This is a genomic window from Thioclava dalianensis, from assembly GCF_000715505.1.
Taxonomy (GTDB): Bacteria; Pseudomonadota; Alphaproteobacteria; order Rhodobacterales; family Rhodobacteraceae; genus Thioclava; species Thioclava dalianensis.
In genome coordinates, this window is record NZ_JHEH01000006.1 from 59836 (window position 1) to 85044 (window position 25209).

A 25209-nucleotide genomic window follows, 5' to 3' on the forward strand; every position below is an offset into this window, starting at 1 on the left:
GTAGAAGACGCCCCAATTTAAACAGAGTTTCGTGCGATCAAGCTCCACTAGAGACGATGCAAGTGAACAGGTTTTATGGACCGGCTACGCAGAGTAGGAATTCAGCCCGCAAGCAGGACAAAACTGCTGCTGACGGCCGCAGAAGCCTATCCCGTTCTTGAGGCGGCATTTCTGGATGCGCGTGAGGAAATTCATGTCTCGTTTCGGGTCTTCGATCTTGAAACCAAGCTGTTTTCGGCGCGCGGGCGGCAAGTCGGCAAAACTTGGTTCGATCTGATCGTGCATGTCGTGGCGCGCGGGCTGCGGGTTCAGGTGGATCTGTGCGATTTCGATCCTTGCGCGCGGCCCGATCTGCATCGCGGCACATGGCGGTCGATGCGGATGCTGGCGGCGGCGCGCGAGCTTGCGGGACCGCGGGCGCAGCTTACGACGCGGGCGCTTTTGCATCCTGCGCGCTCCGGGATCGCGGTGCGGCTGGCTTTCTGGCCGCTGGTGATGAGCAAGCTGTCGAAACATGCGCAATGGCTCAATGAGCAACCTGAGAAGTCCCGCGCCACGCTGCTGCGCGACATGCCCGGGCTGGCGCCGCATCTGGTGCCTTCGGGGCAGGGGCGCTACGCGCGACGCCTGAGCGGGCTGCCGCATCTTTTTCCCGCGACACATCATCAGAAAATCGCGCTTTTCGATGCGAAAAAGCTCTATATCGGCGGGCTGGATCTGGATAACCGGCGTTACGACACACCCGATCATGAACGCCGTGGCGAGCGCACCTGGCATGACGTCCAGCTTTTGATGACCGGGCCTGTTGCGCGTGAGGCCAAGGCCCATCTTGAGACATATCACGAAGCCTGCGCCGGGCAGGCCGATGCACCACCGCCGCGCCGCTTGCTGCGCACGATTGCGCGGCGTCGCAAGCGGGCGCCCTTTGCCATCGGCCCCAAATCCTACCGCTTCGAGATCGCAACTGCCCATGGCATGCTGGTCGCGCGGGCTCAGAAGCTGATTTATCTTGAGACGCAGTTTTTCCGCTCAACGGCGCTGGCCAAGCAACTTGCAAAGGCGGCGCGCGACAATTCGGCACTTCAGATGATCTTGTTGCTTCCCGCAGCCCCCGAGGAGCTTGCTTTCGAACATTCGACCGGCCCGGATGTGCGCTATGGCGAATTCCTGCAGGCCCGCGCGGTCAAGATCGTGCGGGAGGCCTTTGGCGACCGGCTCTTCGTGGGATGTCCGGGGCAGCCCCGCTCTGCGCGCAGACCCGCGCAGCAAGAGGATGGGCGCGACCGTCTGTCGGGAGCACCACTGGTCTACACGCATGCGAAAGTCTCGATTTTCGACGATGAGTCCGCGATTGTTTCTTCGGCCAATCTGAATGGGCGCTCGCTGGCTTGGGATACCGAGGCGGGCGTCTATCTGCGGCGCAGCGACGGGGTTGAGCAGATCCGTTATCGGATCATGCGTCATTGGCTGCCGGAGAATGCCGGGCCGGAGTGTTTTGCGCTGGAGACAGCCGTTGCGCGCTGGACCGAGATTGCGCGCAAGAATGCCGATGTGCCGCCCGATGACCGCCGCGGTTTCCTGATGCCCTATAGCCGCTCGAAAGCGCAGGAGATCGGGCGCAACCTGCCGTTCATTCCCGAAGAGATGGTGTGATCAGTCTGCTTTGGTGGATTTGATCTCGGGCAGGCTGCTGGTGAGCACCAGCGCCCAGAGCAGCAGCGGGATCGCCACCACACCGCCCAGCGGCCCCCAGAGCCAGATCCCGAAGGTCAGCGACAGGAAGACCAGCAAAGGGTTGATCCGCATATGTTTGCCCACCATCGTGGGAGTCACGAACTGACCTTCGGTCGTGTTCATCGCGAGATAAAGCAGCGCGGGAAGCAGCACGCGAATGCCGTCAAAGGCCGCGACACCGGCGAAGACCAGTGTGACGGCCAGAACCGCCGGGCCAAGGTAGAGAATGTAGTTGATCAAAAAGGCGATCACGCCCCAGAGCGGTGCGTTGGGCATGCCGATAATGCTCAGCCCGATGCCCACGCAAACGCCCAAGCCTGCATTGATCACGGTGATCGTCAGGAAGTAGCGCGACACCTTGTTCTCAGCGGCGCGCAGTCTGGCTGCCGTGCTGCCACGCTGCGTTGAATCGGCCAGATGTTTGGCGATCCATTCGTAGATCTCTCGGCGTGAAAGCTGGAAGAAGAAGAGCGTCCCGATATAGATCAGCGCCTGCGCCAAAATCGCAGGTGCCAGCAGAAGCACATCGGCGGCATCGGGCATCGACGCACCGCTGCCGCCTTTGTCTTTGCCGCCCTCAGAGGCCGGGGTGATCGCGTCCGAGACTTCCTTGCTGGCGTCCTGAAACCCTTTGAAAGTCGATTGCAGGTCATGGACGCTCGAGCGCATGTCGTTCCAGACCTTGGGGGCCTGATCGATCATATTGGCGGCGAGCGGCTGGATCACGACAACCAGAAGCGCCGCGACAAGCAGTGAGATTACGAGCGAAGTCAGCGCCCCCCAGACAGGCGGTAGACCTCGATTTTCCCATGCATCGGAAATCGGTGAGAGGACAATGCCCACGACCAGTGCAAGCACCACCGGGGCAATCAGGCTCTCCACCTGTTCGAGCGCTCCAACTACCACCACGACGGCAATAATTATGACGGAGGCGCGCGACAGGGTCTCCAGGCGATTCATGGTATGTGTGTAACTCCTGCTTTCGTGAACAACGCCACGTATCGCTCGCGGTTCCTCGCCGGGTGAGAAATTCATCACCCGTCCAGACGGAACAGCGGGGATCGATCGGGCGTTACCTTTGCAGATCCTAATCACGCGAAAGGAGAGCGTTATGAACTGGGATGAAATCAAAGGTAACTGGAAACAAGTCAAAGGCAAAGCCCGTGAAAAATGGGGCGAGCTGACCGATGACGAGCTGGATCAGGCTCAGGGTCAACGCGAGCAACTCGTTGGCCTCATCCAGAAGAAATACGGCAAGACCAAAGAGGCTGCCGAGCAGGAAGTCGACGCGTGGCGTGCCAAGCACTGATCGCAGTGACACTTGAATGAGAGAGGGCGTATTGCATAAGCGATGCGCCCTTTTTCATGGGCGCAGGGTCGGGGGCGAGGTGCCAGCGCGCGATGGTGTTCATCCTTCGTAGGACATGAAAAAGCCGGGCGCTGGGCCCGGCTTTCCGCTTTGCTTGACACGGTAGCGATCAGTGCGTCTTGTCGCTCGTCGCGGTGGCTTTTTTAGCGCCGTCGCGCAGATGCTCGCCGACGTCGTGGATGGCGCGCGTGGCCTCGTCTGCCAGCTGCTGAGCGAGGCGTTCGCTGAGGTCCTTTCCCGCCGAAATCGCCTGATCCGAGATGTCCTGCGCGGTCTTATAGGCCTCGTCGCGCGCGGTATCTGCAACCGAGCCTGCGGCGCGCTTCATCTCGTCGCCAACTTCTCCGGCCAAACGGCGAGCGCGGCGCTTCTCTTCGGCAAACGCGGCCTGAGCCTCGTCGATGAGACGGTTGGCGCGCGGACCAAGCGAGCGGCGGTTGAACTCGGGCTTGGGCATGACGCTGACGATCGCGGCACCGATGGCAATCCCGAGCGCGGCCGTGATCACCGGATGATCCTTGACCATCTGCGAGCTGGACTGGCCTGCGCTTTTCACACCTGACTGCACACGCAGACGGGCGGAATAGGCGGCCTCACGGGCACGGACGACACGGGCACGCGCATCTTCGCTCAGGTCATGCAGCCCGGTATTGAGCGTGTCGCGCAGATCAGAGGCGAATTGGCTGACCATCTCGGCGCGCTCTGTGGCGAAATCGCGGGTCTTGTCGAGCGTGCTGCGCGAGTCCAGCTCAAGCTGATGCATCCGATCCGACGCGGTTTCACGCAGCTCGTCGATCTCGTCGAGCCAGTCTTCGGTCACGAGGTCATCCGCAGCGAGCGCGTCGAGCGGCGCACGTACGCCGTCGCTGGCGGGTTTGTCCTTGCGGCTGCTCAACAAAAGCCACGCAAGACCGGCACCGGCGACCGCGAAAGCGACCGGATTGGAGCGCACGGTCTCTTCGGCTTTCTTGGCCACCGGGCGTGCGTAATCATGGACCATCGCCGACATCTGGTCGGAGAGGTAGTCCGGCGCGATGCGACCGGCGAGATCGGCCAAAGTCGATGCCAAATCCGCGCGATCGTCGGTCAGGCGGCTTTCGATTTCCTTGATCGTTGTCTTCTCTGTCATTTGAGTGGCTCCTTGAGGGTCTGCATGTCGGCAGAGAGGTTATCTTTGATACGCTTGGGCGCACGGCCCGCGCGCTTGAGCTGTGCTACGGCGACGAGTGCCAGAATGATTGCGAGGATCGCCAGCGTGGCCCCCGCGATCAGTGTTGCCGGGGCGCGGTCGAGGCCGAGCCATTCCAGCGCGTAGATCGCGGATTGCACGAGCGGGCCGACGGCGCCGATCCCGAAGATCAAAGCGACGGCACCGAACAGGGCGGCGTTCTTCACCAGAGATGCGCGATGCACAGCCTCCGCACGCACAAGGTCTGCCTCGGCACGGGCGATTTCCCGGGTTTGCTCAATCACACGAGCGAACAATTCGGTAATCGTCCGATTGGACCTACCAGTGTTTTGGTTGGCTGCGTCGTCATGGTTCATCGGCGCCCCCGGTTCTGCCTGACACGGCGACATGCCGCGTTTCTGAGGGTTTAACGCAATCTCGACAGAACGGTTCCCGGCGTGTGATCGGCCTGCGCAAAGGGCAGGGAGCGGTTGGGCAGCGCGCCGCCGCATGTGGGGTCCGCTGCGCGGGCTACCCATTCGCGCGGCGCGCAGGTGGGGGCGCGAAACGGCAATCTGGGCCTGTCAGTTCCCAAGTCTGTCAGGATTCTTTTCGCGGAACCGTGACCGCAATCAGCAGTTGATTTCCCAGATGACGCAACGTGAAGGCGTCTTTTAACTGAACACAGATGCAAGGAGACTTCCCATGCTAGGCTGGGCCCTGACTTTCCTCATCATCGCGCTCATCGCCGCAGCGCTTGGCTTCGGTGGTATTGCCGGTGCATCCGCCGGGATCGCACAGATCCTGTTCGTGATCTTCCTTATCCTCTTCGTCGTGGCCATGGTTGCGCGCGCTGTGCGCGGCAAGCCGCCCGTCTGATCGCGGAATCGAAAAAAATCGAAGAAAAAGGCCGCACTCCTTCGGGAGGCGGCCTTTTTTCATGTTCTATCGGGGCCTTAGCCGTGGTCCGCGATGTACTGCTCGATCCGGGTGACCTCGTCTGCCGAGCCGAAAATCAGCGGGCAAAAGCCATGCGGGTGATCGGGCACAAGATCAAGGATGCGGGTTTTGCCGTCGCTGGCGCGACCGCCTGCCTGCTCGACGATGAAGGCAATCGGGATCGCCTCATAGGCAAGGCGCAGGCGCCCGCTCTCATAGCCCTTGCGGCTGTCCTGCGGATAGAGAAACGCCCCGCCCTTAAGCATGATCCGGTGCAGGTCGCCAACGGCAGCGGCCAGCCAGCGCATATTGAAGTTTTTGCCGCGTGGGCCGTCGACACCGGCCCGCAGATCCTGAGCATAGCGTTGCAGGCCCGGATCCCAGAGCCCTTCGTTGGAGGCATTATAGGCAATCATCGAGGTCTTGTCTGACAGCCTGATGCCCTCGGTGGTGATCCGAAAATCCCCCGCGGTACGGTCGAGCGTGGCCATATGCACGCCATCGCCCAGCGACCAGACGAAATCCACTGAATGGCCAAAGCAGGCATAGCCCGCCGCCACTGCCTCGGAGCCCGGGCGGGCAAAGCGTCCGTCGCCTGCCGGATAGATCACAAACAGCATGCCCAGCAGCGCGCAGATCCCGATGGAGCCCGAGCCGTCGATCGGGTCCATCGCCACGTCAAAGCGGCCCTGAGGGTCGAGCGTGACGATCTCTTCGGCCTCTTCGGAGAGGATATGGCGGATATCGCAATTCCGAAGCGCTGCCACCATGTGCTCATGCGCGCCGATATCGAGCGCCTTCTGGGCATCGCCGCTGCTATTATCGCCCACGATTGCCGCCGGATTTCCGGGCAACAGCCCGGCCGCAAGCCGATCCGCGACGGGCATCAACGCCTCGGAGATATGACGAATGATGCGGCTTGCTCCTTCGTCGGGCAGGCGCGAATGCAGGAATGCGCCATCGGGCGCGCGGTCATTGGGAAGGGTCAGCATCGGCAGGCATCCTGTCTGTCGTTTCGGGCCAAGAGGCGGGGTCACTCTTTCCAGACACGGCCAAGGGCCGCGAGCCAGTTTTCGTGGGCGAGCTTGGCGATCAGTGCGGCGTCATAGCCATGCGCGCGCATCGCGTCGATCAGGCGCGGCAACCCGCTTGCATCCCCCAGATCGGGCGGGATTTCGGCACCGTCGAAATCCGAACCAAGCCCGACCCGGTCCTCGCCAAGCATCTCGATCAGGTGGTCGAGGTGGCGCAGCATCGGATCGAAGCCGGAAAAGGGCTGCGCCGCGCCGTCTTCGCGCAAGAAGCTGAGCGCATAGTTCAGCCCGACCATCCCGTCGCTGTCGCGGATCATCGCAAGCTGCCGGTCGGTCAGGTTGCGCGAGGAGCGGCAGAGCGCATGGGCATTGGAATGGGTCGCGATGAGCGGCGCATCGGAGAGCGCTGCGACATCGTTGAAGCCCTTCTCGTTGAGGTGGCTGAGGTCGATCATGATGCCAAGCTGATTGCACGCGCGCACCAGATCTTTTCCGGCGGGTGTCAGCCCGTCGCCGGTATCGGGGGTTGAGGGGAAGGCGAAGGGGACACCGTGGCCGAAGGCCGTCGGGCGCGACCAGACCGGCCCAAGGCTGCGCAGCCCCATCGCGTGCCAGACATGCAGCGCATCGAGATCGGGGCCGATGGCCTCGGCGCCCTCCATATGCAGGATCGCGGCGATCCGGCCTGCCGCCATCGCCGCGCGGATATCGGCGACCGTGCGGCAGATCGACAGATGACCGCTGCGCTCCATCCAAAGCAGATGGCCCACCATCTCCATCGCGATGGGCAGCGCGTGCTCATAGGGGACGGGCTCCGGCAGCGGCAGCGCGAAGGGCGGTTCGCGCAGCAGGCTTTGCAGATCGGGCGCGTCATGCGCCTTGGGCGAGGGGATATAGACCGCGAAGAACCCACCCGCGAAACCGCCCGCCTTCATGCGCGGCAGATCAAGCTGGCCCTCTCCGGTTTGCGTGAGCCACGTCGTCTCGCGCGCCGCCCGGTCGTGCAGAAGGCGCAGCAGGAAATCGTTGTGACCATCGAAGATCGGGACCAGATCGCTCATGGGAATATGTCCTTCGTGCAAGAGGGGACGGCGCCCAGCCGCGCAGGGGCGGACAGACGCGCCACGCCTTATCGTTAGCCCATCGCGCGGCGCAGGCCAACTGCACATGGTTTGGCGCGGATCTGGCGGTTGTGCGCAGGTGCGCCAAAGGCTTCGCAAAATACCTGACTAAAATACTATTGAAACTCCGTGAGCGTCTCTGTAAGCGGGCTGCGAGACATGAACAGGAACGGGAGACGGCTTGATGACCCGCAAAGCGCTTTTGGTGGCAGGATGTATCGTTGCGAGCCTTGCAAGTGGCGGAGTTCGCGCCGAGCCGACCCAGTATCCGCTTGAGATCGAAAATTGCGGACAGACCGTTACGTTTGATCACGCGCCACAACATGCGGTGGCGCTGGGCCAGAACACCGCCGAGATCATGTTGCTGCTTGGCCTCCAAGATCGGATGGCCGCGACGGCCTTCTGGCCCAACAAGGTCTTGCCGCAGCTGGCAGAGTCGAATGCGAAAGTGGATGTGCTGAGCGTCGAGTTTCCGACGCTCGAGTCGATTCTCGCCAAGAAGCCCGATTTCGTGGCGGCTATGCTCGTGACCTTGCTTGGCCCCGACAGCAAAGTCGCGAAACGGACCGATTTCAGCGATCTCGGGATTCCGACTTACCTGTCTCCCAGCGCCTGCTCGACCGAGAAAATGGCGGGCAATATCTTTGGCAGCCGCGACGAGCTCTGGAGCATGGATCTGGTCTATCAGGAGATCGACGATCTCTCGCGGATCTTTGACGTTCAAGATCGCGGACAGGCTTTGATCGCTGATTTCAAGGCCCGCGAAGCGACGCTGCGGGCCAAATTCGCCAAGCGGCCTGATCTGACCTTCCTGTTTTGGTTCTCCAGCCTGTCGCCGACCGAGGATGCCTATCTGGGCGGGGGCAATGGGCCCTCTGGCTATATTGCCAATATCCTTGGCGGCTCCAATGCCATCAAGACCAAAGCGGATTGGCCGTCGGAGGGCTGGGAGGGCATCATCGCCTCCAACCCGACGGTGATCGTGGCCGCTCAGGTGGACCGCAAGCGTTGGACGCTCGATTCCGCGGCCAAGAAGATCGAGTTCCTCAAGAGCGATCCTACGGTCAGCCAGATGAGCGCGGTTCAAGCCGGGCGCATCGTGGTGATGAGCGGCGCAGCGATGAACCCGAGCATCCGCACGCTTTACGGCGCCGAGGAAGTGGCCGCGCAGCTTGATAAGCTCGATCTGCCACAATGACGCCGGACGGAACGCGGGGGGCGGGGCTTGTGCTGCTGCTCGCAGGCTCGATCTCTCTGCTGGGGATCGCCGTCGCGGTCGCGACATCGATCGGTGATTTCCACATCGGTCTGCGCACGGTCTTTTGGTCGGTGACCAACGGGCTTGGCCTGACCGAGATCGATATTCCGAAGATCGAGGAAAGCGTGGTCTGGAACCTGCGCCTGAGCCGCTCTCTGGTTGCCGCGCTCGCGGGGGCCGGATTGGCGATCTGCGGTGCGATCTTGCAGGCGCTGCTGCGCAATCCTCTGGCAGAACCCTTCGTGCTTGGTGTCTCGGCGGGCGCCTCGACGGGGGCGGTCTGCGTGATCGTTCTGGGACTTGGCGCGGGGGCGCTCTCGCTCTCGCTGGGCGCATTTGCCGGGGCGTTTGCGGCCTTCGGGATGGTGGCCTTGCTGTCGAACGGCGCCACCAGCGGCCCCAATCACACTATTCTGGCCGGGGTCGCGGCCTCGCAGCTCTTCAATGCCCTGACCTCCTATATCGTGACGACCGCGGGCAATGCGCAGCAGGCCCGCGATGTCATGTTCTGGCTTCTGGGCAGTTTCGGAGGCGTGCGCTGGCCCGATTTCCATCTGCTTTTGATCGTGGTGGGCCTTGGGCTGGCGGTCTGTCTGTTGCTGGCCCGGTCGCTCGATGCCTTCACCTTCGGCGATGAGGATGCCGCAGCGCTTGGCGTGCCGGTCGGTCGCATCCGGCTGGTTTTGTTCGGCGTCACGGCGCTGGTGACCGCGACGATTGTCAGCATGGTCGGCGCGATTGGCTTTGTGGGTCTGGTGGTGCCGCATGCCGCGCGCTTCCTTATCGGGCCGATGCATATGCGGTTGATCCCGGCCAGTGCAATCGTCGGCGCGGTCTTCATGGTCGTGGCCGATATCATGTCGCGGGTGATCGTTGCGCAGCAAACGATCCCGATCGGTGTGGTCACGGCGCTGGTGGGCGTGCCGTTCTTTGCGATCATCCTTTACCGTGCGAGACCGCAGGCATGAGTATCGTTGCGCAAAATCTCGTTTGGGGCGTCAAGCGCAAGACCATCGTGTCGGATGTCTCGCTGTCGGTTGCACCGGGCGAAACGCTGGGACTGATTGGTCCCAACGGCTCGGGCAAATCCTCGTTGCTGCGCCTGCTTGCCGGGCTCAGGCGGCCCCAATCCGGCCGGGTGGCGTTCAACGGACAAGATATCGCGAAACTCCCGCGCCGCGCTTTGGCGCGCCAATGTGCTTTCGTGCAGCAAAGTGCGGCGAGCGATACGAATATGAGCGTGCGCGATGTCGTCAAGCTGGGCCGGACACCGCATCGCTCGGCCCTCTCGGCATGGTCTTCCGCCGATGAGGCCGCGGTGCGCGATGCCTTGACGCGGGTCGATATGCTGGGCCATGCGGGCCAACCGTGGATGACCCTGTCGGGCGGTGAGCGTCAGCGGGTGCATATCGCCAAGGCGCTCGCGCAGGAACCGACGAGGATGATCCTCGATGAGCCCACGAACCATCTCGACATACATCATCAGATCGAAATCCTGCGGCTCGTCCGCGCGCTTGAGATGACAAATATCGTGGCGCTGCATGACCTCAATCTTGCGGCGATGTTCTGTGACCGGATCGTCGTTTTGCAGGGCGGCTCGGTTCATGCGTCGGGCACGCCTGAAGAGGTGCTGACCGAGGACCTTTTGCAAGAGATTTTCCGGGTGCGCGCGCGGGTCGCCACCTCGCCCTATCACGGTCGCCCGCAGATCGATTTCTTGCCCGAATAGGCGCGCTTTCCGGGTCTTGCGGGTTTGAAAAACTTGGTACGTCAGCGCAGGGCAAGCACCGGAGTCTTGCGATGCTCTGAGCCCGAAATCTGCCCGACGCTCTGCGCCTTGCGGCGGCTGTCTTGGCTGAAACCAAGCGTGCTGGGAATATTGTGCCAGAACAGCGGCGCGATTGCGGCCCCGGGCGCGTCTTTTCATGCAGCGTCCCAAAGGCAGATCCCGCCAAAGAGGTCAGCGCCGGCGGTGCGGCTCTGGTCCAGCCAACCCAGAACGTCGTGGATAGAACTGAGCCGTTTAGTCTTTCGTCAGAAGGTTGCGCGCCCCGCCCGAGATCAGCAGCGCGATCTCTGTCAGGGCGAGATAGGGCGATGTCCCCGGCGGCAGGGCTACGTATCGCGGGCGCCAATCAGGGCGGAACTTTTGCTTGAAGCGCCGCAAGCCCTCGAAATTGTAGAAGCTTCCGCCGTGCCGGTAGATCATGTTGCCAAGCCTGCTTGTCAGCCGGGCCGAGGCGCGCTCGGGAAGACCGGCGAGCGGCGCCAGCCCGAGGCTCAACTCGGTTGCGCTCCGTTCGCGCAGCGCCTCGATGAGCGAGAGGAACAGGAACTGCATGACGCCATCGGCGGCGTCGGGGCGGTAGCGCATCAGATCGATCCCGAAATGCAGCCCGTCCGGCCTGCCCAGCAGGTTGGCAAAGCCAAGGATCTCACCCTCGCGCCGGATCAGCGCGATTTCGCATTGGTTGAGATAGCCCGGCTCGAAGCGGCCAATCGAAAATCCCTTCTCGCGGCCCTTTTGTCCGGCAAGCCAGCTTTCGGAAATCGCGCGGAGTGTGTCCAGCAGCTCGGGCGCATGCGGGGGGCCGACGATCTCAAGCGTATAGCCCTCGCGCAGCGCCCGGTTTTGCTCGGCCCGCATGGTCTTGAATTTCGAGCCGCCAAGCGAGAAGGCGGTCAGGTCGATCACCGCCTCTTCGCCGATCTTGTGGAGCGCATAGCCCATCTCGATCCAGAGCGGCAGGTTTTGCGTCGAGACCTCGTAGAAGACGGGTGTGAGCCCCTCGCTGCGCGCCCGCTCATGGAAATCCCACACAAGGCTCCGGGCCGCATCGGGTGGGCCTACCGGATCGCCCAGTACCGCACAGATCCCGTGACGACGCGCATACATCAAGAAGGCATCCCGCTCGGGCGAAAACACCACCTGCTTATCCCCGGTCAGCGCAAACCACCCCTGCGGCACGTCCTGCGCGGCAAGGATCGCGGCGACGGTCGCATCCTGCTCGGGATCGGAGGAGATTTCGAAGCGGCGCGCCGGGCGCAGGGCCAGCCAGAGAAAAATTCCCAGTAAAAGCGCGCTTGCGAGCAAGCCCGCCCGCAGCGCTCGGGGCGTGGCGGAGCGGGCGGTGAAATCCAGCCAGAGTGCGTTGGTATAGGGGGTGGCTTCATGGGCAAGGAAGAAGAACACCGCGGCGGTGGCCAGCATCCCCGCGATCAAGGCGATCCAGAGCGGCCCGACGCCGCCATCGGTCAGTGCGGCCTTGCGGTGAAAGGCGCGGCGAAACGGTAAGAGCGCGAGGGCCGCGAGCGCCAGCACCACCGCGCTGTCGATATCATGATCGTCGGCCAGTACCGCGAAGACGCCGACGATCAGCGCCGTCACGGCCAGCCCATGCGCCAGCCGGACCCGACGCACGAGTGCGTTCGAGAGCACGATCAGCAGAACACCGGCCAACGCGCAGGCAAGCGTCCCGCCTTCGGCAAGGATCGCACCGACGAGCCCGGGCTCTTGCGAGCGCAGGCTCAGCGCGGGCATCAGCGCCACGATAATCAGCCAGAAGCCAAGCCCGAGGACGGCAACCCCGGCGATCCGTGGCACGACCCCTTCGATGCCGCCGATCACCGGACGCATCGGCTCGGAGATCTCGCCGAAGAGCCGGGCCGCCCAGCCGCCAGCGAGGCGCGCTTCGTTGAGCGAGACCACCACGAAGGCCACCGCGAAGGGCAGCAGGAAATAGATCAGTCGAAAGGCCAGAAGGGCCGCTGCCGCATCGCCCAGCGGGACATCTGCGGGCAGAGCCGCGATCACAACCGTCTCGAAGACCCCCACGCCGCCGGGGACATGGCTGAGCACGCCGACCATGGTGGCGGCTGCGTAGATCGCGAGGAAGCTTGCGAAGGGTGGGGTTCCGGCGGGCATCAGCACCCAAAGCGCAATGGCGGCCATCGTCGAGTCGAACAGTGCCACGACAAGCTGGCCTGCAAGGATGCGCGGCGCGGGCATCGCGATCTCGTAGCCCCGGATGCGCAGCGCGCGCCCGCTGAACGAGAGCCAGCCCGCACCAATCAGGATGACGGCTGCAGCCCCTCCGGCTCCCAGCCGGATCCAGATGTCGGGCGCGTTGATCAGCCCCGCGAGCGCTGCGGGATGAACCGCAAGCGCCATCAGTCCCACCAGCGTCAGACCCATGCCCATCGCGACTGCGATATAGGAAGACAGGGCCGCGACGTCGAAGGCGTTGAGGCCAGCGGCGGAATAGATCCGGTAGCGCACAGCCCCGCCCGAAATCACGCTGATCCCCACCGTATTGCCAAAGGCGTAGCCCAGAAAGCCGCCCAGCGCGACGGTGCGCAGAGGCAGGCTTTTGCCCAGATATTTCAGTGCCCAGAAGTCGTAGCCCACAAGCGCCATATAGCCGATGGCAGTGGCGCCAAGCGCTGTCGCCAGCGTCGGCCATGGCGTGGTCTTGATCTGGGCGATCACTTGGCGCACGTCGATATGGGCGAGCAGGTGATGCAGTGCCCAAAGTCCCATCAGGAACAAGGCAAGGCCAAGCGCGATTGGCCAGAGCACTTTTACACGTGCCGGAGAGGACAGCGGCTGCCCCGGGTCAAAAAGTGTCATCGTTACCGTTCCTGGTTCTATCCGCCTATGCCGCGTCCAATGTGACGTGAGCCAATGGCCGACTTACAAACCCGCAAGAGGCCGCGCAGTCAATGCAAACGCGACCGTGACAGGAGACTGCGGACAAAGGAATAGGGCGTAGCGATGATCTTGTCGCATAGGACGATCCGAGATCGGTGAGTATCTCCACAAAGGGATGTTATCCGCGTGGCATCCCCTTGACCCGCATCAGCCGCCGCTGGGCTGCAATGCGGAATGGGGCGTTGGGGGCTCCATAGCCGCTATAGCCGCCGCGCCGCTCGACGATCTCGACGAACATGCCGCCCGCGAAGGGGCGCGAATAGAGCTGGAAGAACTCCCCCGCGCCGTCGCGGTCATAGAGGATGTTGAGCTTTTTCATCCGTTCCAGCTGGGTCTCATCCAGATCGAACCGAGCGGCCAGATCCGCGTAGTAATTCGGCGGGATCGGCAGTGCCCCGAAATTGCGCCCGACCAGCGCCTCGGCCGTTGCGAAAATGTCGTCGGTCGCAAGGGCCACATGCTGGACCGGAGCGCCGAAGCTCTCCGACAGGAAGGCGCCCGCTACCGTGCGATGGGTTTCCGCGCCATTGAGCGTGATCCGCAGGCCCTCTGCGTCGCCTTGCGTGCTCAGAGCTTGGCTGCGCACCAGCCCGTCGGGATCGGTCACATCGACCATCGGCGCTTTTTCCATCGCGAATAGCGAAGTGTAGAACAAGGACCAGCTGAGCATCGCATCATAGGTCATCGTCTGGGCGATGTGATCGACACGGGTGAGGCCAACCTCGTCTTGGGCCTCGGCCCCGTCTGAGGTGAATTCCTGATCCCAGACCTGTGCAAGATCCTGCGAGCCATCAAGGAAATGCAGCACGCTGCCCCCAAGGCCGCGGATCGCGGGGATGTCCACTTGCACCGGGCTGAGCGGCTGGTCGAACATATCCGCGCCAAGCGCCGTGGCCCGTGCGATCGTGTCGGAGGCGGAGGACACCGTCAGGCCGATATCACAGATGCTGGTGCCGTGGACATTATAGGCGGTGGCCGCGAAATCGCGGTCCTCTTCGTTGATGAGAAAGCGAATATCGCCCTGCCGCCAAAGGCCCAGATCCTTGGAACGGTGCCGCCCGACGCGGGAAAAGCCAAGCCCGCGCAAAACGTCGCGCAGTGCCTCGGCCTCGTCAGCGCGCGAAGCGAATTCGAGAAAGGCCGTGCCCGAGACCGACACCCTCGCGGGCATCGGCGCCAGATCGGGGGCGAGGCCCGGCTCTTTGCGGCGGATATCGTCCGTCAGATTGACCAGCGAGCGGTAGCCATCCTGCGCAATCGTCGCAGGTCTGCCGCCCCGGAACTGATCGTTGAAAATCTCAAGGCTGATCGGTCCGCTGTAACCGGTGGCCATCACCGCACGCGTGAACGCGGTCACGTCCAGATCTCCCTCACCGGGCATGTTGCGGAAGTGGCGCGACCAGTAGAGCAGATCCATGTCGATCAGCGGTGCGTCGGCCAGTTGAACGAAGAAAATCCGGTCGCCGGGGATGCGCCGGATCGTCTCCGGGTCGATCCTGCGGCTCAGCGTGTGGAAACTGTCGAGGATCAGGCCAATCGCGGGATGATCGGCGCGGCGCACGATCTCCCAGGCGTCGCGGTGATCGTTGACATGCTTGCCCCAGGCCAGCGCCTCATAGCCCACGCGCAGACCGCGTGCCGCAGCCCGTGCGCCCAGCTCGTTGAAATCGGCGGCGGCGCGGTCGATACCGCCAAGCGCCTCCGGGTGAACCGAAGAGCAAAACAGCGCCAGATCGCAGCCCAACTCCTGCATCACGTCGAATTTGCGCTCCGCCCGGTCGAAGGCTTTGCTGCGCAGCGATGCGGGCAGGCCCTCGAAATCGCGGAAGGGCTGGAACAGGGTGATCTCGAGCCCGTGGTCCCGGATGATCCGCCCGATCTCTGCCGGGCTGCGGTCATCGGTCAGGAAATCCTGCTCGAAGATCTCGATCCCGTCGAAGCCCGCCGCGGCAATCGCCTCGAGCTTTTCCTGAAGGTTGCCAGAGATCGATACGGTGGCGATCGAGGTTTTCATGCCGCATCCTCCTGTCTGATGAGTGAATCGCGCAGCTTCGGCTCGTCGACATCGCGGCCCGAGAACAGCTTCCACGCGTGGACGCCTTGATAGAAGAACAGCTCCCATCCCGAGATGATCGTGAGCCCCGCCGCTTTCGCTTCGGTCAGAAACTGCGTGTCGGCGGGTGTATAGACCGCATCGAACGCCCACTCCGCACCTTGCATGGCGGCTGCGGTCAGGACCGTGCCCTCATAGCCATACATCCCAATTGGTGTGCAATTGATCAGGCCAGTTGCGCCGGCGGCGGCGCGCTCGGCATCGACCCAGATGGTGACGGCAAGATCGGGCGCTGCGCGGTTGAGCGCCTCGGCCAGCGCCTCGGCCTTGGCCGGATCCCTGTCGACCAACCGCACTTCGTGTGCGCCCAGCCCCAGCAAGCCGAAAGCCACCGCGCGCCCGACACCGCCGGTGCCGATCATTGTCACGATACCGGGCTCAGAATTGCCCCGAACCGCACGATAGGCGGCCATGAAGCCGGTATAATCGGTGTTGAGCCCCAGCGGTCCCTCGGGCTCGAACAACACCGTGTTGACCGAGCCCATGGCGCGCACCAGCGGATCGTGGACGCGCACCAGATCAACCACCTTCTCCTTATAGGGATAGGTGATGTTGAGCCCGCGATAGCCGGTGTCGAGGGACTCGTTCAGAACGGTCTCGAAGGCGCGCCCAAGATCGATCGGGATCAGGCTGTCATAGCGCACGCGCAGGGCGTTCTGTGCGCCCGCCAGCCGGTGCAGACGGGGCGAATGCGAGCGCGAGATATTGTCGCCGATCAGGCCCAGCAGAAGGGAGGGATTGGACGTCATGGCTCGAGGCTCCTTGAATTGCGTCCGAAGAGTTTCGTCTTGATCCAGCGCCAGATCGGGGTTTGCGACACGAAGATCGCGATGACGGCGAGCAACAGCACGGTTGAAAGCGGGCTTGAGAAGAGGCCGCCAAAGAACCGGCCCAGATCGCCACGCTCCGAGATGATCGCCCGACGCCAGTTGTCATCGAGAAGTCGCGACAGGATCACGCCAAGGATCACCGGCCCCAGCGGGTAGCCGTAATGGCGCATCATGTAGCCGAAGATACCAAAGCCCAGCATCCAGTAGACATCCGTGATCGAGTTGTTCACCGCATAGGCGCCGACGATTGACAGCAGCATGATCAGTGGGATCAGGACCGGCCGGGGCATCGCGACGATCTTCGTGAAGAGCTTGATCCCGGTCAGGCCGAAAATCAGCATGAAGAAATTCGCCATCACCAGTGCGCCGACGATGAACCAGAACATGTTGGGCTGCTCGACCATCAGCATGGGGCCGGGATTCAAGCCGTGGATGTAGAGCGCCCCGATCATGATCGCGGTCACCGCGTCGCCGGGAATGCCCAGCGTCATCATCGGGATGAAAGCGCCACCGACGGCTGCGTTATTGGCGGTTTCGGGTGCGACGAGCCCCTCGATTGCGCCTTGTCCGAACGGGCGCGAGGGCTTTTTGGTTACGCGCTTGGCGTGATCATAGGCCATCAGCGCTGCGATATCGCCGCCAGTGCCGGGCAGGGCCCCGATGATCACGCCAATGCTCGAGGTCTGAAGCGACAGCGGCAGGTGTTTGCGGATCGTGGACCATGAGGGCACGATGCGGGTGATCTTTTGCTTGATCGCGGGTTGACCGACATGGTGAAGCTGCAACAGCGCTTCGGAGACGCCGAACATCCCGATCATGACCGCAATGAACGAAATGCCGGGCTCCATCAGCGGCATGTTGAAGGTGAAGCGCTCGGCAAAGGTCAGCGGGTCGCGTCCGACAGAGCCGATGGCAATCCCCAAAGCCCCTGCTAAGATGCCCTTGGTCAGGCTGCCCTGCGAGAGCGAGCCCACCAGAAAAATGCCGAGCACGGCCAGCAGCATGTAGTCGCGCGGCTGGAATTTCAGCGCAAATTCCGAGACCCATGGCGCGGCCAGTGCCAGCACCAAAATGCCAACGAAGCCGCCAAAGAAGGACATGGTGGTGGTGATGCCGATTGCCGTGCCTGCCTCGCCGCGCTGGGCCATCGGGTAGCCGTCCATGGCGGTCGCAATGGCCGAAGGCGCGCCGGGGATGTTGAGCAAGATCGCCGTGCGCGAGCCGCCATAGACCCCGCCCATATAGATGCCGACCATCAGCGCGAGCGCCGGATAGACGTCCCATGAGAAGGTGAAGGAGATCAGGATCGACGCGGCCATGGTGACCGAGAGACCGGGGATGGCGCCCACATAGACGCCCGCAAATGTCCCCACAGCGACCAGCATCAGCAGCTCGGGATGGGTGAAAATCATCAGGAATGCCATGAGATGTTCCATCACGCGGCCCCTCCGCTGAGAAGGTTACGGAAGAACTGGATGATCTCGGCTTCGGGCACGACACCCTCGGGGATCAGCACGGTAAACACGATGCGGAAGATCAGCCAGATCAACAGCAGGCTGAACGCCGCCACGCCCAATGTGACCAGCCAGTTGCGACGCCACAGCACCTTGAAGGCGATGACCAGAAAGATTGCCGAGGTCGGGAGGAAGCCAAGCGGCTCCAAGAGCGCACCATAGCACACCAGCAGCGCCACGAAGAGCACGACAACGCCCGGCAGGATGTTCTTGACGAATGTCTCACCGGGGACGCGCGGCCGCTTGACGGTCTGGATCAGTACAGTTGCGGCTGCGATCACCATCACGGCTGTCGTGGCCATCGGGATCGCGCCGGGCGAGGAAAGCGAGGAGAACCCCGCGATGCCATAGGCGCTCCAGAGCAAGCCGAGACTTGCGAGCAGCATGAACAGGGCAAAGATCGCCTCGCCCGGGCGGCGCTGTTTTTCGTAGCCGCCCGGCGTGGCGTCGGATGTTCCGTCGTGTTGGTCGGGGTCGATATGCGTCGACATGGAGGCCTCCCTCGGGCATTCGCGCAGGTTCGCAAAAAATGGCGCCGCACTTCTGGGTGCGAAGTGCGGCGCTGGGTCATCTAAGGGACATCCCCCGCGTCAGAGGGGGGCGTCCGGGCGCCGATCAGTTGCCGGGCTTTGGGATGCCGAATTTTTCGGGCGAGGCTTTGGTGAGACCTGCATCCTGAAGCAGCCAGGTGGTGTTCGACTGCCACTTGCTCAGGAAGTCTTCGGCCTCCGGGCCCGAGATGTTCATGATCGTGTAGCCGCGACCGTCCATCAGTTTCTGGAAGTCCGGGCTCTCGGCACCGGCCTTATAGGCATCCGAGAGCTTGGTCACGATATCCTCAGGCGTGCCCTTCTTCACGAAAACGCCGAAGAACGGGCCCCAGGGCAGATATTTGGCATAGTCTTCGTTGAACGAGACGACCGCAGGCACTTTCGGAAGCAACGGGTTGGGTTTCTCTTCAAAGACCGCCAGCGGCTTCATCTTGCCTGCGCGAATGCTTTCCAGCGCGGCGCCCAGAACGGCAGGCATCACGTCGATCGCGCCACCTTGCAGTGCGGTCAGAGCCGGGCCGTCGCCATCGTAGGGCACCGAGATCACCGGCAGTTTGCCTTCGACCGAATCCATCATCGCGGTCACGACCGAGGGCAGACCGCCGGGACCGGTCGCGCCGAAACGCACCTCGTCGGGATGCGCCTTGATATAGGCGATCATGCTTTTGTAATCGTCGAAGGGAACGCCGGGGCGCGCGACAAGAACTGCCGTGCCACGGGCCAGAATATCGACCGGGGTGAAGTCGCTATAATCTTTCTGACCAAGGCCCATCACCTTGTAAAGAAGCGGGTTTTCAGCGCCCATCAGCAACGTGTAGCCATCTGCGGGTTTGCTTGCGACCGAGTTCAGCGCGATTGCACCGACGCCGCCGGTCATGTTCTGCATCACGACGGTGCCACCGAGGGTTTTCTCGGCATGCGGTGTCACCGAACGCATCACTGTGTCGGTCGAGCCGCCCGCGCCCCATTGGATGACGCCTTGAATCTCTTTCGAAGGGTAACCGTCCGCTAGGGCAGCGCCCGTTCCCAAGGCCAATGCCGCGACGGCACCAATCAATACTCTTTTCATGGGGTTCCTCCTCCCAAGGTTGATCCAGGGTCGGCACCTCCTGCCAGCCCGTTGAGATACAGAATGCCTGATTTTGACCGTAACTCAAATTATCAATTTTAAGGGTATGTTAACTTCATGTTAAGTTGGGTTAGGGATCGCGGCCCAATGTTTGTGCGCCTCGTTCAATTCCTTGCGGAACTGGCGGATGCCGAACTCCGCGAAGTTGGACAGGCTGCGGCCCTTCTTCGAGACGACATAGATCGAGATCGGAACGTCTTGCGTGATCGGTCGCCGCACGAGGCCCGGCATATAGACCTCGGCCACCGAGAACTCGTCGATCAGCGCAACGCCCAGCCCATGCCGGACAAGGCTCACGACGGTTTGCGCGAAGCGGCCCCGCATCGAATGCTGCACCTCAATGCCCGCATTGCGGAAGGGCTGGGCGACGGCGGCGCCGTAGGGATCGGAGGGGGCGACCCCGATCAGCGGCTCCTTTGCCAGATCATGGACCGAGATCACATCCTGCGCGGCCAGCCTGTGCCCCTCTGGCAAAATCGCGACGATCTTGCCATGGGCGAGCGCCTTACTCTCGATCCCGGGATTGTGGATCGGCGAACTCATGATGACGAACTCGCCGCGTTCCAGCAGCAAATAGTCAATCGTTTCCTCGATTTTCAGGATATTGAGGTCGATATAGAGATCCGGGTAGCGCGCCCGCATCGTGCGGATGGAACGGGCGGCGATGAACTGGGCCACCGAGGGCGCAGAGGCGAAGGAGAGGCGAACATTTTCGCCTTTCTGAAGCGAGCCGAGTGCGACCTGAAGGTTCTCGACCCCCTTATAGACCTCGCGGATCTGGTCAAAGACAGGCCCGGCCTCGACCGATGGCACAAAGAGCCCCGCGCGGCGCTCGAACAGCCGCAGCCCTAGCGAGTCCTCGGAGTGCTTGATCAGCCGGCTGACGCCGGGCGCCGAGACGCCAAGGTGCTCTGCGGCGCCGCTGATCGTGCCGCGCAACATGACGGCGCGGATTACCTCGATCTGGCGAAGCGTGATTTCGCGCATGCATCCCTCCCCGGCCCTGATATTAACATCATGTTACGCTGCGTATTTTATTCATAACCTAAGTTATGAATCCGCGCGCATTGAGTCGAGAGGGAGTTGTCCCCGGGCCGGGTCTGGCACGCGGCCTATTCTTAGGCATTGGCTAATCAATGCTATAAGAAATCGTTATTTTAGTTAATCAAACTCGGCTATAGGAAGGAGGGACAGTGCCCCCGGATCAATTGCGGGCATCGGATCACACTGTTGGGGAATGCAGCGATGAAGTTCGAGACCACCGACACGCTTGTCATTGGGGCCGGACAGGCCGGGATCGCCATGAGCGAGCATCTGACGCGCCGGGGGATCGCGCATATCGTCGTTGAGCGTGACCGCATCGCTGAATCCTGGCGCACGCGCCGTTGGGACTCGCTTGTTGCGAACGGACCGGCTTGGCATGATCGTTTCCCGACGATGGAATTCGAGGGTCACTCGCCGGATGCCTTCATCGCCAAGGACGATGTTGCCGCCTATTTCGAAACCTATGCCGAGCGCTTCGCGGGGACGGTGCGCTGCGGCGTCGAGGTGACAGCGCTTGCGCCGCTGGATGGGCGTCCGGGCTATCTTGCCGAGACCTCCGATGGCGGTATCGAGGCGCAGAGCGTCGTGGTTGCGACCGGGGCATTCCAGACGCCTGTGATCCCCCGGATCGTGCCCGAGACCAAGGGGCTCACCCAGATTCATTCCAGCGCGTACCGCAATCCCGATGCGCTGCCCGAGGGCGCGGTGCTTGTCGTCGGCGCGGGCTCGTCCGGCACGCAGATCGCACAAGAGCTGATGCAATCCGGGCGGCGCGTCTATCTATCGGTCGGCCCGCATGACCGGCCGCCGCGCAGCTATCGCGGTCGCGATTTCGTCTGGTGGCTGGGTGTGCTCGGGAAATGGGACCGTCAGGCGAGCGCGCCCGGCACCGAGCATGTCACCATCGCGGTCAGCGGGGCGAATGGCGGCCAGACGGTCGATTTCCGGCGGCTTGCCCATGACGGCATGACCCTTGTCGGGCGCACCGAAAGCTGTGCCGATGGCGTGCTGTCCTTTGGGCCCGACCTTGAACGCAACATCCGGCGCGGCGACGAGAATTACCTTTCTGTCCTTGATGAGGCCGACGCATATGTCACCCGCAACGGGCTGGATTTGCCGCCCGAACCCTCGGCCCGCGCGCTGCCTGCGATGCCCGGCTGCGTGACCGATCCGCTCTCGGAGCTCGACATCGAAGCGGCGGGCCTCTCCACGATCATTTGGGCGACTGGCTTTGCCAATGATTACGGCTGGATGGCGGTCGATGCCTTTGACGAGACAGGCCGACCCGCGCATCAGCGCGGTGTGTCGCGTGCGCCCGGTGTCTATTTCCTCGGCCTACCATGGCTTTCGGGGCGCGGCTCCAGTTTCATCTGGGGCGTCTGGCACGATGCGAAATACCTTGCGGATCATATCGAGATCCAAGCTGGATACCGCGCCTATCGCCCCGATCCCGACGCGCCTTGCAGCACTGCGCGCGCTGCCTCTCACACCGCCTGACCTGAACTGGAACCCGCCATGGCCCATACCCGCATCCGCGCCTTCAATACGAAGGACACCTATCCCGAGCAAAATCTCGACAATGATCTCGCGCAGGCCGTCGTGGCGCGCGGGCAGGTGATCTTTCTGCGCGGTCAATGCCCGCAAGAGCTTGATACCGCGAAAAATATCGACAGCCACGACCCGGTGGAGCAGACCCATAAGGTCATGCAGAATATTCGCCAGCTCATCGAAGAGGCGGGCGGCGAGATGGCGCATCTGACCAAGCTCGTCGTCTACCTGACCGATGTGCGCCACCGCGAGGCGGTCTACCGGGTGATGGGTGAGTATATCCGCGGCGTGCATCCGGTCTGCACTGGCCTTGTTGTCGTAGCCCTTGCGCGGCCCGAATGGCTGGTGGAGATTGACGCGACCGCCGTGATCCCCGACTGACCCAAGATTTGCAGTGAAACGGAGCGCCCCATGACCTTTTCCATCGTCGCCAGATGTGCGCAAAGCGGCCAGCTCGGCGTAGCGATTTCCTCGTCCTCCCCGGCGGTTGCGGCGCGCTGTGCGCGGGCGCAGGCCGGGACCGGTGCGGTCTCGTCGCAAAATGTGACCAATCCCGAGCTGGGCCCCCTGATGCTGGATCGGATGGCATCGGGCGCGCGCGCTGCCGAGGCGGTTGCCGCTGCTCGGGATGGCGATACCGATCCCGAATACCGCCAGCTTCTGGCAATTGATGCGCGCGGGACGACATCGGTGCATTCCGGCCCGAAGGCGCTTGGCATCTGGACGTCTGCCGAGGGGCGCGACTGCGCGGCGGGTGGCAATATGTTGAAAAATGACGGTATTCCGGCGGCCATGGTCGCGGCGTTCGAGGCGGCCGAGGGGACGCTTGGGGATCGATTGATCGCAGCGATGAAGGCCGGACTTGCAGCGGGTGGCGAGGCGGGGCCTGTGCATTCCGCGGGTCTGCTGATCGTGGATAAGCAAAGCTGGCCCTATGCCGATCTGCGCGTCGATTGGCTGGATGAGGCCTGCCCGATCGCCGCGCTGTCCGATCTCTGGAAGCTCTACCGCCCGCAGGCCGATGATTACGTGACCCGCGCGCTGAACCCCAGCGGGGCGCCGTCCTATGGCGTGCCGGGCGACGCTTGATGCCGCTGCGGATCACCCTCCGCCAGCTCGAATATTTCATCGCCGTCTGCGATTGCGGCTCCATTGTGCTGGCCGCGCGGCGGCTCAACGTCTCTTCGCCGTCGATCTCCACCGCGATTGCCCAGCTTGAGGCGGAGGTCGGCCTCAAGCTTTTCATCCGCCGCCACGCGCACGGGCTCGCCGTCTCGCAGGTTGGGCGTCGGTTTCTGGAGGGGGCACGCGAAGCCGTCGCGCGGGCGGAAGCGCTTGGTGATCTTGCGAGCGAATTGGCAGGCACGGTGCGGGGCGATCTGCATGTGGGCTGCCTGATCACCTTCGCGCAGATCGTGCTGCCCAAGCTGCGGCGCGGCTTTGTCGACACTTACCCGGATGTCACCTTCCATCAATTCGAACGCGACCAATCGGAGATTTTCGAGCAGCTGCGCGACGCTCGGTTGGATGTGGCGATCACCTATGATCTCGATATTCCTCCCGATCTCGACTTCCATCCTTTGATCGACCTGCCGCCCGTTGCGCATTTCGCACAAGATCATCCCCTGGCCGCGCGGCGCGACGTCGCGCCCTCGGAACTGGTCGACCTGCCGATGATTCTGCTCGATCTGCCGGTGAGCTCGGACTATTTCCTCTCGCTTTTCGCCGAGACCGGGCAGCGTCCGCGCGTGGTGGAGCGCACGCGGGACATCGCTGTGATGCGCTCGCTTGTGGCGAATGATTTCGGCTATTCTATCGCCAATATCCGTCCGATCACCGATCAGGCGCCCGATGGCGGCACGCTGCGTTTCGTTCCGATCTCGGGCGGGCCACGGCTGCTCAAGATGGGCATCCTGACAAGCCGGGGGGCTGAGACTTCGCGTACGGTCGCGGCTTTCGTCGAGCATGTCCGCGACAATCTGAGCGATGCGAGCGAGTTCAGCTTTGGCACGGAGGCGCACTAGGCGATGGAGCTTTCGACCAAGGATATTCTTGCAGCACTTGTCGGGTTCCCGACGATCACGGACGGGCCGAACGGCGCGCTCGTGGACTGGGTTGAGGTCTTCTTGAAGGGGCAGGGATTTGCGACATGGCGCGTTGAGTCCGCCGATGGCGTGAAGGCGGGGCTGCTGGCCAAGCGCGGGAGCGGGGAGGGCGGGCTGCTCTGTTCGGCCCATTCCGATGTCGTGCCGGTCGCGGGTCAAGACTGGTCGCGCGATCCCTTTGTCTTGGGCGAGGAGGATGGCCGCTATGTCGGGAGGGGCACGACCGATATGAAGGGCTTCCTCGCCTGTGTGCTCTCTGTCGCGCAATCGCTAAGGCCTGAGGATCAGCGTATGCCGCTGAGCCTTGCGCTGAGCTGGGACGAAGAGATCGGTTGCCGTGGTATCGCCGAGATGATCGATGCCGTGATCCCGACGCTGGGCAGGCCGGAGCTTTGCATTGTGGGCGAGCCGACTTCGCTCAAGCTGGTGTGCGGGCATAAGGGCAAGGCAAGTTACCGGGCCGTGGCGACAGGTGACGCCGGGCACTCGGCTATGGCACCGCAGTTTCGCAACGCTTTGCATCCTGCCGCCGACCTGGTTCAGGCGATCCGCGACCGGCAGGCGGCGCTTGTGGCGCAGGGCGCCCGGGACGCAGGCTATGACCCGCCATTCTCGACGATCCATGCGGGGGTTTTGCGCGGCGGCACCGCGCTCAACATCGTGCCCGACCGTGCGGAGTTGTTGTTCGAGATCCGGCACCTTGCGACCGAGACGCCGGAGGCAATCCTCGCAAGCCTTGATGCGCCGCGCGATGTGAGCATCACCCAGACCGGGCGCTACCCGGGCCTTCTCAGCGATGCGGATCAGCCAGCGATCCGGGCCTTTGCCTCGGGTCTGGCCCAGCCAGAGCCCGGCACCGTTGCGTTTGGAACCGAGGCGGGGTTTTTCGCAGCGCTGGGCCTGCCGACGATTGTCTGGGGGCCGGGAGATATGCGCGATGGCCATCAGCCAGACGAATCCGTCGCGATCTCGGAGCTTGACGGCTGCATCCGGATCTTGCGCACCTACTTGTCGCGCTAGGCGGGGCAGCCCGACGGGGCG

At 63.0% G+C, this 25209-nt stretch carries 23 protein-coding genes; 11 read left to right on the forward strand and 12 right to left on the reverse strand.

The window, feature by feature from the left end; all coding sequences use genetic code 11:
- Window positions 1–75 precede the first annotated feature (75 nt).
- A complete protein-coding gene (locus tag DL1_RS06975) occupies window positions 76–1653 on the forward strand; it encodes a phospholipase D family protein (protein WP_051693397.1) in 1578 nt (525 codons plus the stop codon).
- On the opposite strand, the gene DL1_RS06980 is transcribed toward DL1_RS06975, so the two are convergent.
- Entirely contained in the window at window positions 1654–2694 is a 1041-nt protein-coding gene (locus tag DL1_RS06980) for an AI-2E family transporter (protein WP_051693398.1), read from the reverse strand.
- 151 nt (window positions 2695–2845) lie between these two features.
- Here DL1_RS06980 and DL1_RS06985 point away from each other — a divergent pair, with 151 nt between their 5' ends.
- Window positions 2846–3043, forward strand: a complete 198-nt coding sequence (locus DL1_RS06985) for a CsbD family protein (protein WP_038064222.1) — start codon at window positions 2846–2848, stop codon at window positions 3041–3043.
- Between the two features lie 169 nt (window positions 3044–3212).
- Here the strand turns inward: DL1_RS06985 and DL1_RS06990 are convergent, their stop codons facing one another.
- Both DL1_RS06990 and DL1_RS06995 read right to left on the reverse strand, forming a co-directional pair.
- Window positions 3213–4232: a hypothetical protein gene (locus DL1_RS06990; RefSeq protein WP_038064224.1), complete on the reverse strand. Its 1020-nt coding sequence runs from the start codon at window positions 4230–4232 to the stop codon at window positions 3213–3215.
- On the reverse strand, window positions 4229–4648 hold the full coding sequence (locus DL1_RS06995) for a phage holin family protein (protein WP_162178738.1): 420 nt from the start codon (window positions 4646–4648) through the stop codon (window positions 4229–4231). Before DL1_RS06995 ends, DL1_RS06990 begins: the two co-directional genes overlap by 4 nt.
- A gap of 328 nt (window positions 4649–4976) precedes the next feature.
- On the opposite strand from DL1_RS06995, the gene DL1_RS21175 reads away from it, so the two are divergent.
- Window positions 4977–5150 (forward strand): DUF1328 domain-containing protein, encoded by a 174-nt coding sequence (locus DL1_RS21175; protein ID WP_038064227.1) that lies wholly within the window; start codon window positions 4977–4979, stop codon window positions 5148–5150.
- A gap of 77 nt (window positions 5151–5227) precedes the next feature.
- Here the strand turns inward: DL1_RS21175 and DL1_RS07005 are convergent, their stop codons facing one another.
- Both DL1_RS07005 and DL1_RS07010 read right to left on the reverse strand, forming a co-directional pair.
- Window positions 5228–6202, reverse strand: a complete 975-nt coding sequence (locus DL1_RS07005) for a class 1 fructose-bisphosphatase (RefSeq protein WP_038064229.1) — start codon at window positions 6200–6202, stop codon at window positions 5228–5230.
- A 41-nt stretch (window positions 6203–6243) separates the two neighbouring features.
- Window positions 6244–7305, reverse strand: coding sequence for a dipeptidase (locus DL1_RS07010; protein ID WP_143081685.1), 1062 nt, complete (start codon window positions 7303–7305; stop codon window positions 6244–6246).
- Window positions 7306–7549: 244 nt separating this feature from the next.
- Between DL1_RS07010 and DL1_RS07015 the strand changes: the two genes are divergently transcribed.
- From DL1_RS07015 to DL1_RS07025, 3 genes are read left to right on the forward strand one after another with little or no spacing between them, the layout of a single operon-like run.
- Window positions 7550–8563 carry an ABC transporter substrate-binding protein gene (locus DL1_RS07015; protein ID WP_038064231.1) on the forward strand — a complete coding sequence of 338 codons (1014 nt, stop codon included), beginning with the start codon at window positions 7550–7552 and terminating at the stop codon, window positions 8561–8563.
- Window positions 8560–9591 carry a FecCD family ABC transporter permease gene (locus DL1_RS07020; RefSeq protein WP_038064234.1) on the forward strand — a complete coding sequence of 344 codons (1032 nt, stop codon included), beginning with the start codon at window positions 8560–8562 and terminating at the stop codon, window positions 9589–9591. The genes DL1_RS07015 and DL1_RS07020 overlap by 4 nt, the downstream gene beginning before the upstream one ends.
- Window positions 9588–10352, forward strand: a complete 765-nt coding sequence (locus DL1_RS07025) for an ABC transporter ATP-binding protein (protein WP_038064236.1) — start codon at window positions 9588–9590, stop codon at window positions 10350–10352. The genes DL1_RS07020 and DL1_RS07025 overlap by 4 nt, the downstream gene beginning before the upstream one ends.
- Window positions 10353–10646: 294 nt before the next feature.
- On the opposite strand, the gene mprF is transcribed toward DL1_RS07025, so the two are convergent.
- The 7 genes from mprF to DL1_RS07060 form a co-directional block, all read right to left on the reverse strand.
- Entirely contained in the window at window positions 10647–13253 is a 2607-nt protein-coding gene (gene mprF / locus DL1_RS07030; protein ID WP_038064238.1) for a bifunctional lysylphosphatidylglycerol flippase/synthetase MprF, read from the reverse strand.
- 199 nt (window positions 13254–13452) lie between these two features.
- The gene (locus DL1_RS07035; protein ID WP_038064241.1) at window positions 13453–15348 is read right to left on the reverse strand and encodes a bifunctional sugar phosphate isomerase/epimerase/4-hydroxyphenylpyruvate dioxygenase family protein; all 1896 of its coding nucleotides are present in this window, start codon (window positions 15346–15348) and stop codon (window positions 13453–13455) included.
- Window positions 15345–16196 carry a shikimate dehydrogenase family protein gene (locus DL1_RS07040; protein ID WP_038064243.1) on the reverse strand — a complete coding sequence of 284 codons (852 nt, stop codon included), beginning with the start codon at window positions 16194–16196 and terminating at the stop codon, window positions 15345–15347. The genes DL1_RS07035 and DL1_RS07040 overlap by 4 nt, the downstream gene beginning before the upstream one ends.
- The gene (locus DL1_RS07045) at window positions 16193–17713 is read right to left on the reverse strand and encodes a tripartite tricarboxylate transporter permease (RefSeq protein ID WP_038064245.1); all 1521 of its coding nucleotides are present in this window, start codon (window positions 17711–17713) and stop codon (window positions 16193–16195) included. Before DL1_RS07045 ends, DL1_RS07040 begins: the two co-directional genes overlap by 4 nt.
- Window positions 17713–18282: a tripartite tricarboxylate transporter TctB family protein gene (locus tag DL1_RS07050; protein ID WP_038064247.1), complete on the reverse strand. Its 570-nt coding sequence runs from the start codon at window positions 18280–18282 to the stop codon at window positions 17713–17715. Before DL1_RS07050 ends, DL1_RS07045 begins: the two co-directional genes overlap by 1 nt.
- A gap of 124 nt (window positions 18283–18406) precedes the next feature.
- A complete protein-coding gene (locus DL1_RS07055; RefSeq protein ID WP_038064249.1) occupies window positions 18407–19411 on the reverse strand; it encodes a tripartite tricarboxylate transporter substrate binding protein in 1005 nt (334 codons plus the stop codon).
- A 120-nt stretch (window positions 19412–19531) separates the two neighbouring features.
- Entirely contained in the window at window positions 19532–20458 is a 927-nt protein-coding gene (locus tag DL1_RS07060; protein WP_038064251.1) for a LysR family transcriptional regulator, read from the reverse strand.
- 258 nt (window positions 20459–20716) lie between these two features.
- Between DL1_RS07060 and DL1_RS07065 the strand changes: the two genes are divergently transcribed.
- Genes DL1_RS07065 through argE form a run of 5 tightly spaced genes read left to right on the forward strand, consistent with a single transcriptional unit; the run spans window position 20717 to window position 25188 of the window.
- Window positions 20717–22012: a flavin-containing monooxygenase gene (locus DL1_RS07065; protein WP_038064254.1), complete on the forward strand. Its 1296-nt coding sequence runs from the start codon at window positions 20717–20719 to the stop codon at window positions 22010–22012.
- Window positions 22013–22030: 18 nt separating this feature from the next.
- Window positions 22031–22444: a RidA family protein gene (locus DL1_RS07070; RefSeq protein ID WP_038064255.1), complete on the forward strand. Its 414-nt coding sequence runs from the start codon at window positions 22031–22033 to the stop codon at window positions 22442–22444.
- A 30-nt stretch (window positions 22445–22474) separates the two neighbouring features.
- A complete protein-coding gene (locus DL1_RS07075; protein WP_038064256.1) occupies window positions 22475–23152 on the forward strand; it encodes a DUF1028 domain-containing protein in 678 nt (225 codons plus the stop codon).
- Window positions 23152–24087 carry a LysR family transcriptional regulator gene (locus tag DL1_RS07080; RefSeq protein WP_038064258.1) on the forward strand — a complete coding sequence of 312 codons (936 nt, stop codon included), beginning with the start codon at window positions 23152–23154 and terminating at the stop codon, window positions 24085–24087. Before DL1_RS07075 ends, DL1_RS07080 begins: the two co-directional genes overlap by 1 nt.
- A 3-nt stretch (window positions 24088–24090) precedes the next feature.
- Window positions 24091–25188, forward strand: coding sequence for an acetylornithine deacetylase (gene argE, locus DL1_RS07085; RefSeq protein ID WP_038064260.1), 1098 nt, complete (start codon window positions 24091–24093; stop codon window positions 25186–25188).
- The last annotated feature ends 21 nt before the right edge of the window (window positions 25189–25209 follow it).

Coding starts and splice junctions, on each gene's coding strand:
- DL1_RS07050 (WP_038064247.1), bottom strand. CDS start 18,282: ATGTCGACGCATATCGACCCCGACCAACACGACGGAACATCCGACGCC.
- DL1_RS07045 (WP_038064245.1), bottom strand. CDS start 17,713: ATGGAACATCTCATGGCATTCCTGATGATTTTCACCCATCCCGAGCTG.
- DL1_RS07025 (WP_038064236.1), top strand. CDS start 9,588: ATGAGTATCGTTGCGCAAAATCTCGTTTGGGGCGTCAAGCGCAAGACC.
- DL1_RS06975 (WP_051693397.1), top strand. CDS start 76: ATGGACCGGCTACGCAGAGTAGGAATTCAGCCCGCAAGCAGGACAAAA.
- argE (WP_038064260.1), top strand. CDS start 24,091: ATGGAGCTTTCGACCAAGGATATTCTTGCAGCACTTGTCGGGTTCCCG.
- DL1_RS07080 (WP_038064258.1), top strand. CDS start 23,152: ATGCCGCTGCGGATCACCCTCCGCCAGCTCGAATATTTCATCGCCGTC.
- DL1_RS07020 (WP_038064234.1), top strand. CDS start 8,560: ATGACGCCGGACGGAACGCGGGGGGCGGGGCTTGTGCTGCTGCTCGCA.
- DL1_RS07035 (WP_038064241.1), bottom strand. CDS start 15,348: ATGAAAACCTCGATCGCCACCGTATCGATCTCTGGCAACCTTCAGGAA.
- DL1_RS07010 (WP_143081685.1), bottom strand. CDS start 7,305: ATGAGCGATCTGGTCCCGATCTTCGATGGTCACAACGATTTCCTGCTG.
- DL1_RS07005 (WP_038064229.1), bottom strand. CDS start 6,202: ATGCTGACCCTTCCCAATGACCGCGCGCCCGATGGCGCATTCCTGCAT.
- DL1_RS07015 (WP_038064231.1), top strand. CDS start 7,550: ATGACCCGCAAAGCGCTTTTGGTGGCAGGATGTATCGTTGCGAGCCTT.
- DL1_RS07060 (WP_038064251.1), bottom strand. CDS start 20,458: ATGCGCGAAATCACGCTTCGCCAGATCGAGGTAATCCGCGCCGTCATG.
- DL1_RS06990 (WP_038064224.1), bottom strand. CDS start 4,232: ATGACAGAGAAGACAACGATCAAGGAAATCGAAAGCCGCCTGACCGAC.
- DL1_RS06980 (WP_051693398.1), bottom strand. CDS start 2,694: ATGAATCGCCTGGAGACCCTGTCGCGCGCCTCCGTCATAATTATTGCC.
- DL1_RS07055 (WP_038064249.1), bottom strand. CDS start 19,411: ATGAAAAGAGTATTGATTGGTGCCGTCGCGGCATTGGCCTTGGGAACG.
- DL1_RS06995 (WP_162178738.1), bottom strand. CDS start 4,648: ATGAACCATGACGACGCAGCCAACCAAAACACTGGTAGGTCCAATCGG.
- DL1_RS06985 (WP_038064222.1), top strand. CDS start 2,846: ATGAACTGGGATGAAATCAAAGGTAACTGGAAACAAGTCAAAGGCAAA.
- DL1_RS07040 (WP_038064243.1), bottom strand. CDS start 16,196: ATGACGTCCAATCCCTCCCTTCTGCTGGGCCTGATCGGCGACAATATC.
- mprF (WP_038064238.1), bottom strand. CDS start 13,253: ATGACACTTTTTGACCCGGGGCAGCCGCTGTCCTCTCCGGCACGTGTA.
- DL1_RS07075 (WP_038064256.1), top strand. CDS start 22,475: ATGACCTTTTCCATCGTCGCCAGATGTGCGCAAAGCGGCCAGCTCGGC.
- DL1_RS07070 (WP_038064255.1), top strand. CDS start 22,031: ATGGCCCATACCCGCATCCGCGCCTTCAATACGAAGGACACCTATCCC.
- DL1_RS07065 (WP_038064254.1), top strand. CDS start 20,717: ATGAAGTTCGAGACCACCGACACGCTTGTCATTGGGGCCGGACAGGCC.
- DL1_RS21175 (WP_038064227.1), top strand. CDS start 4,977: ATGCTAGGCTGGGCCCTGACTTTCCTCATCATCGCGCTCATCGCCGCA.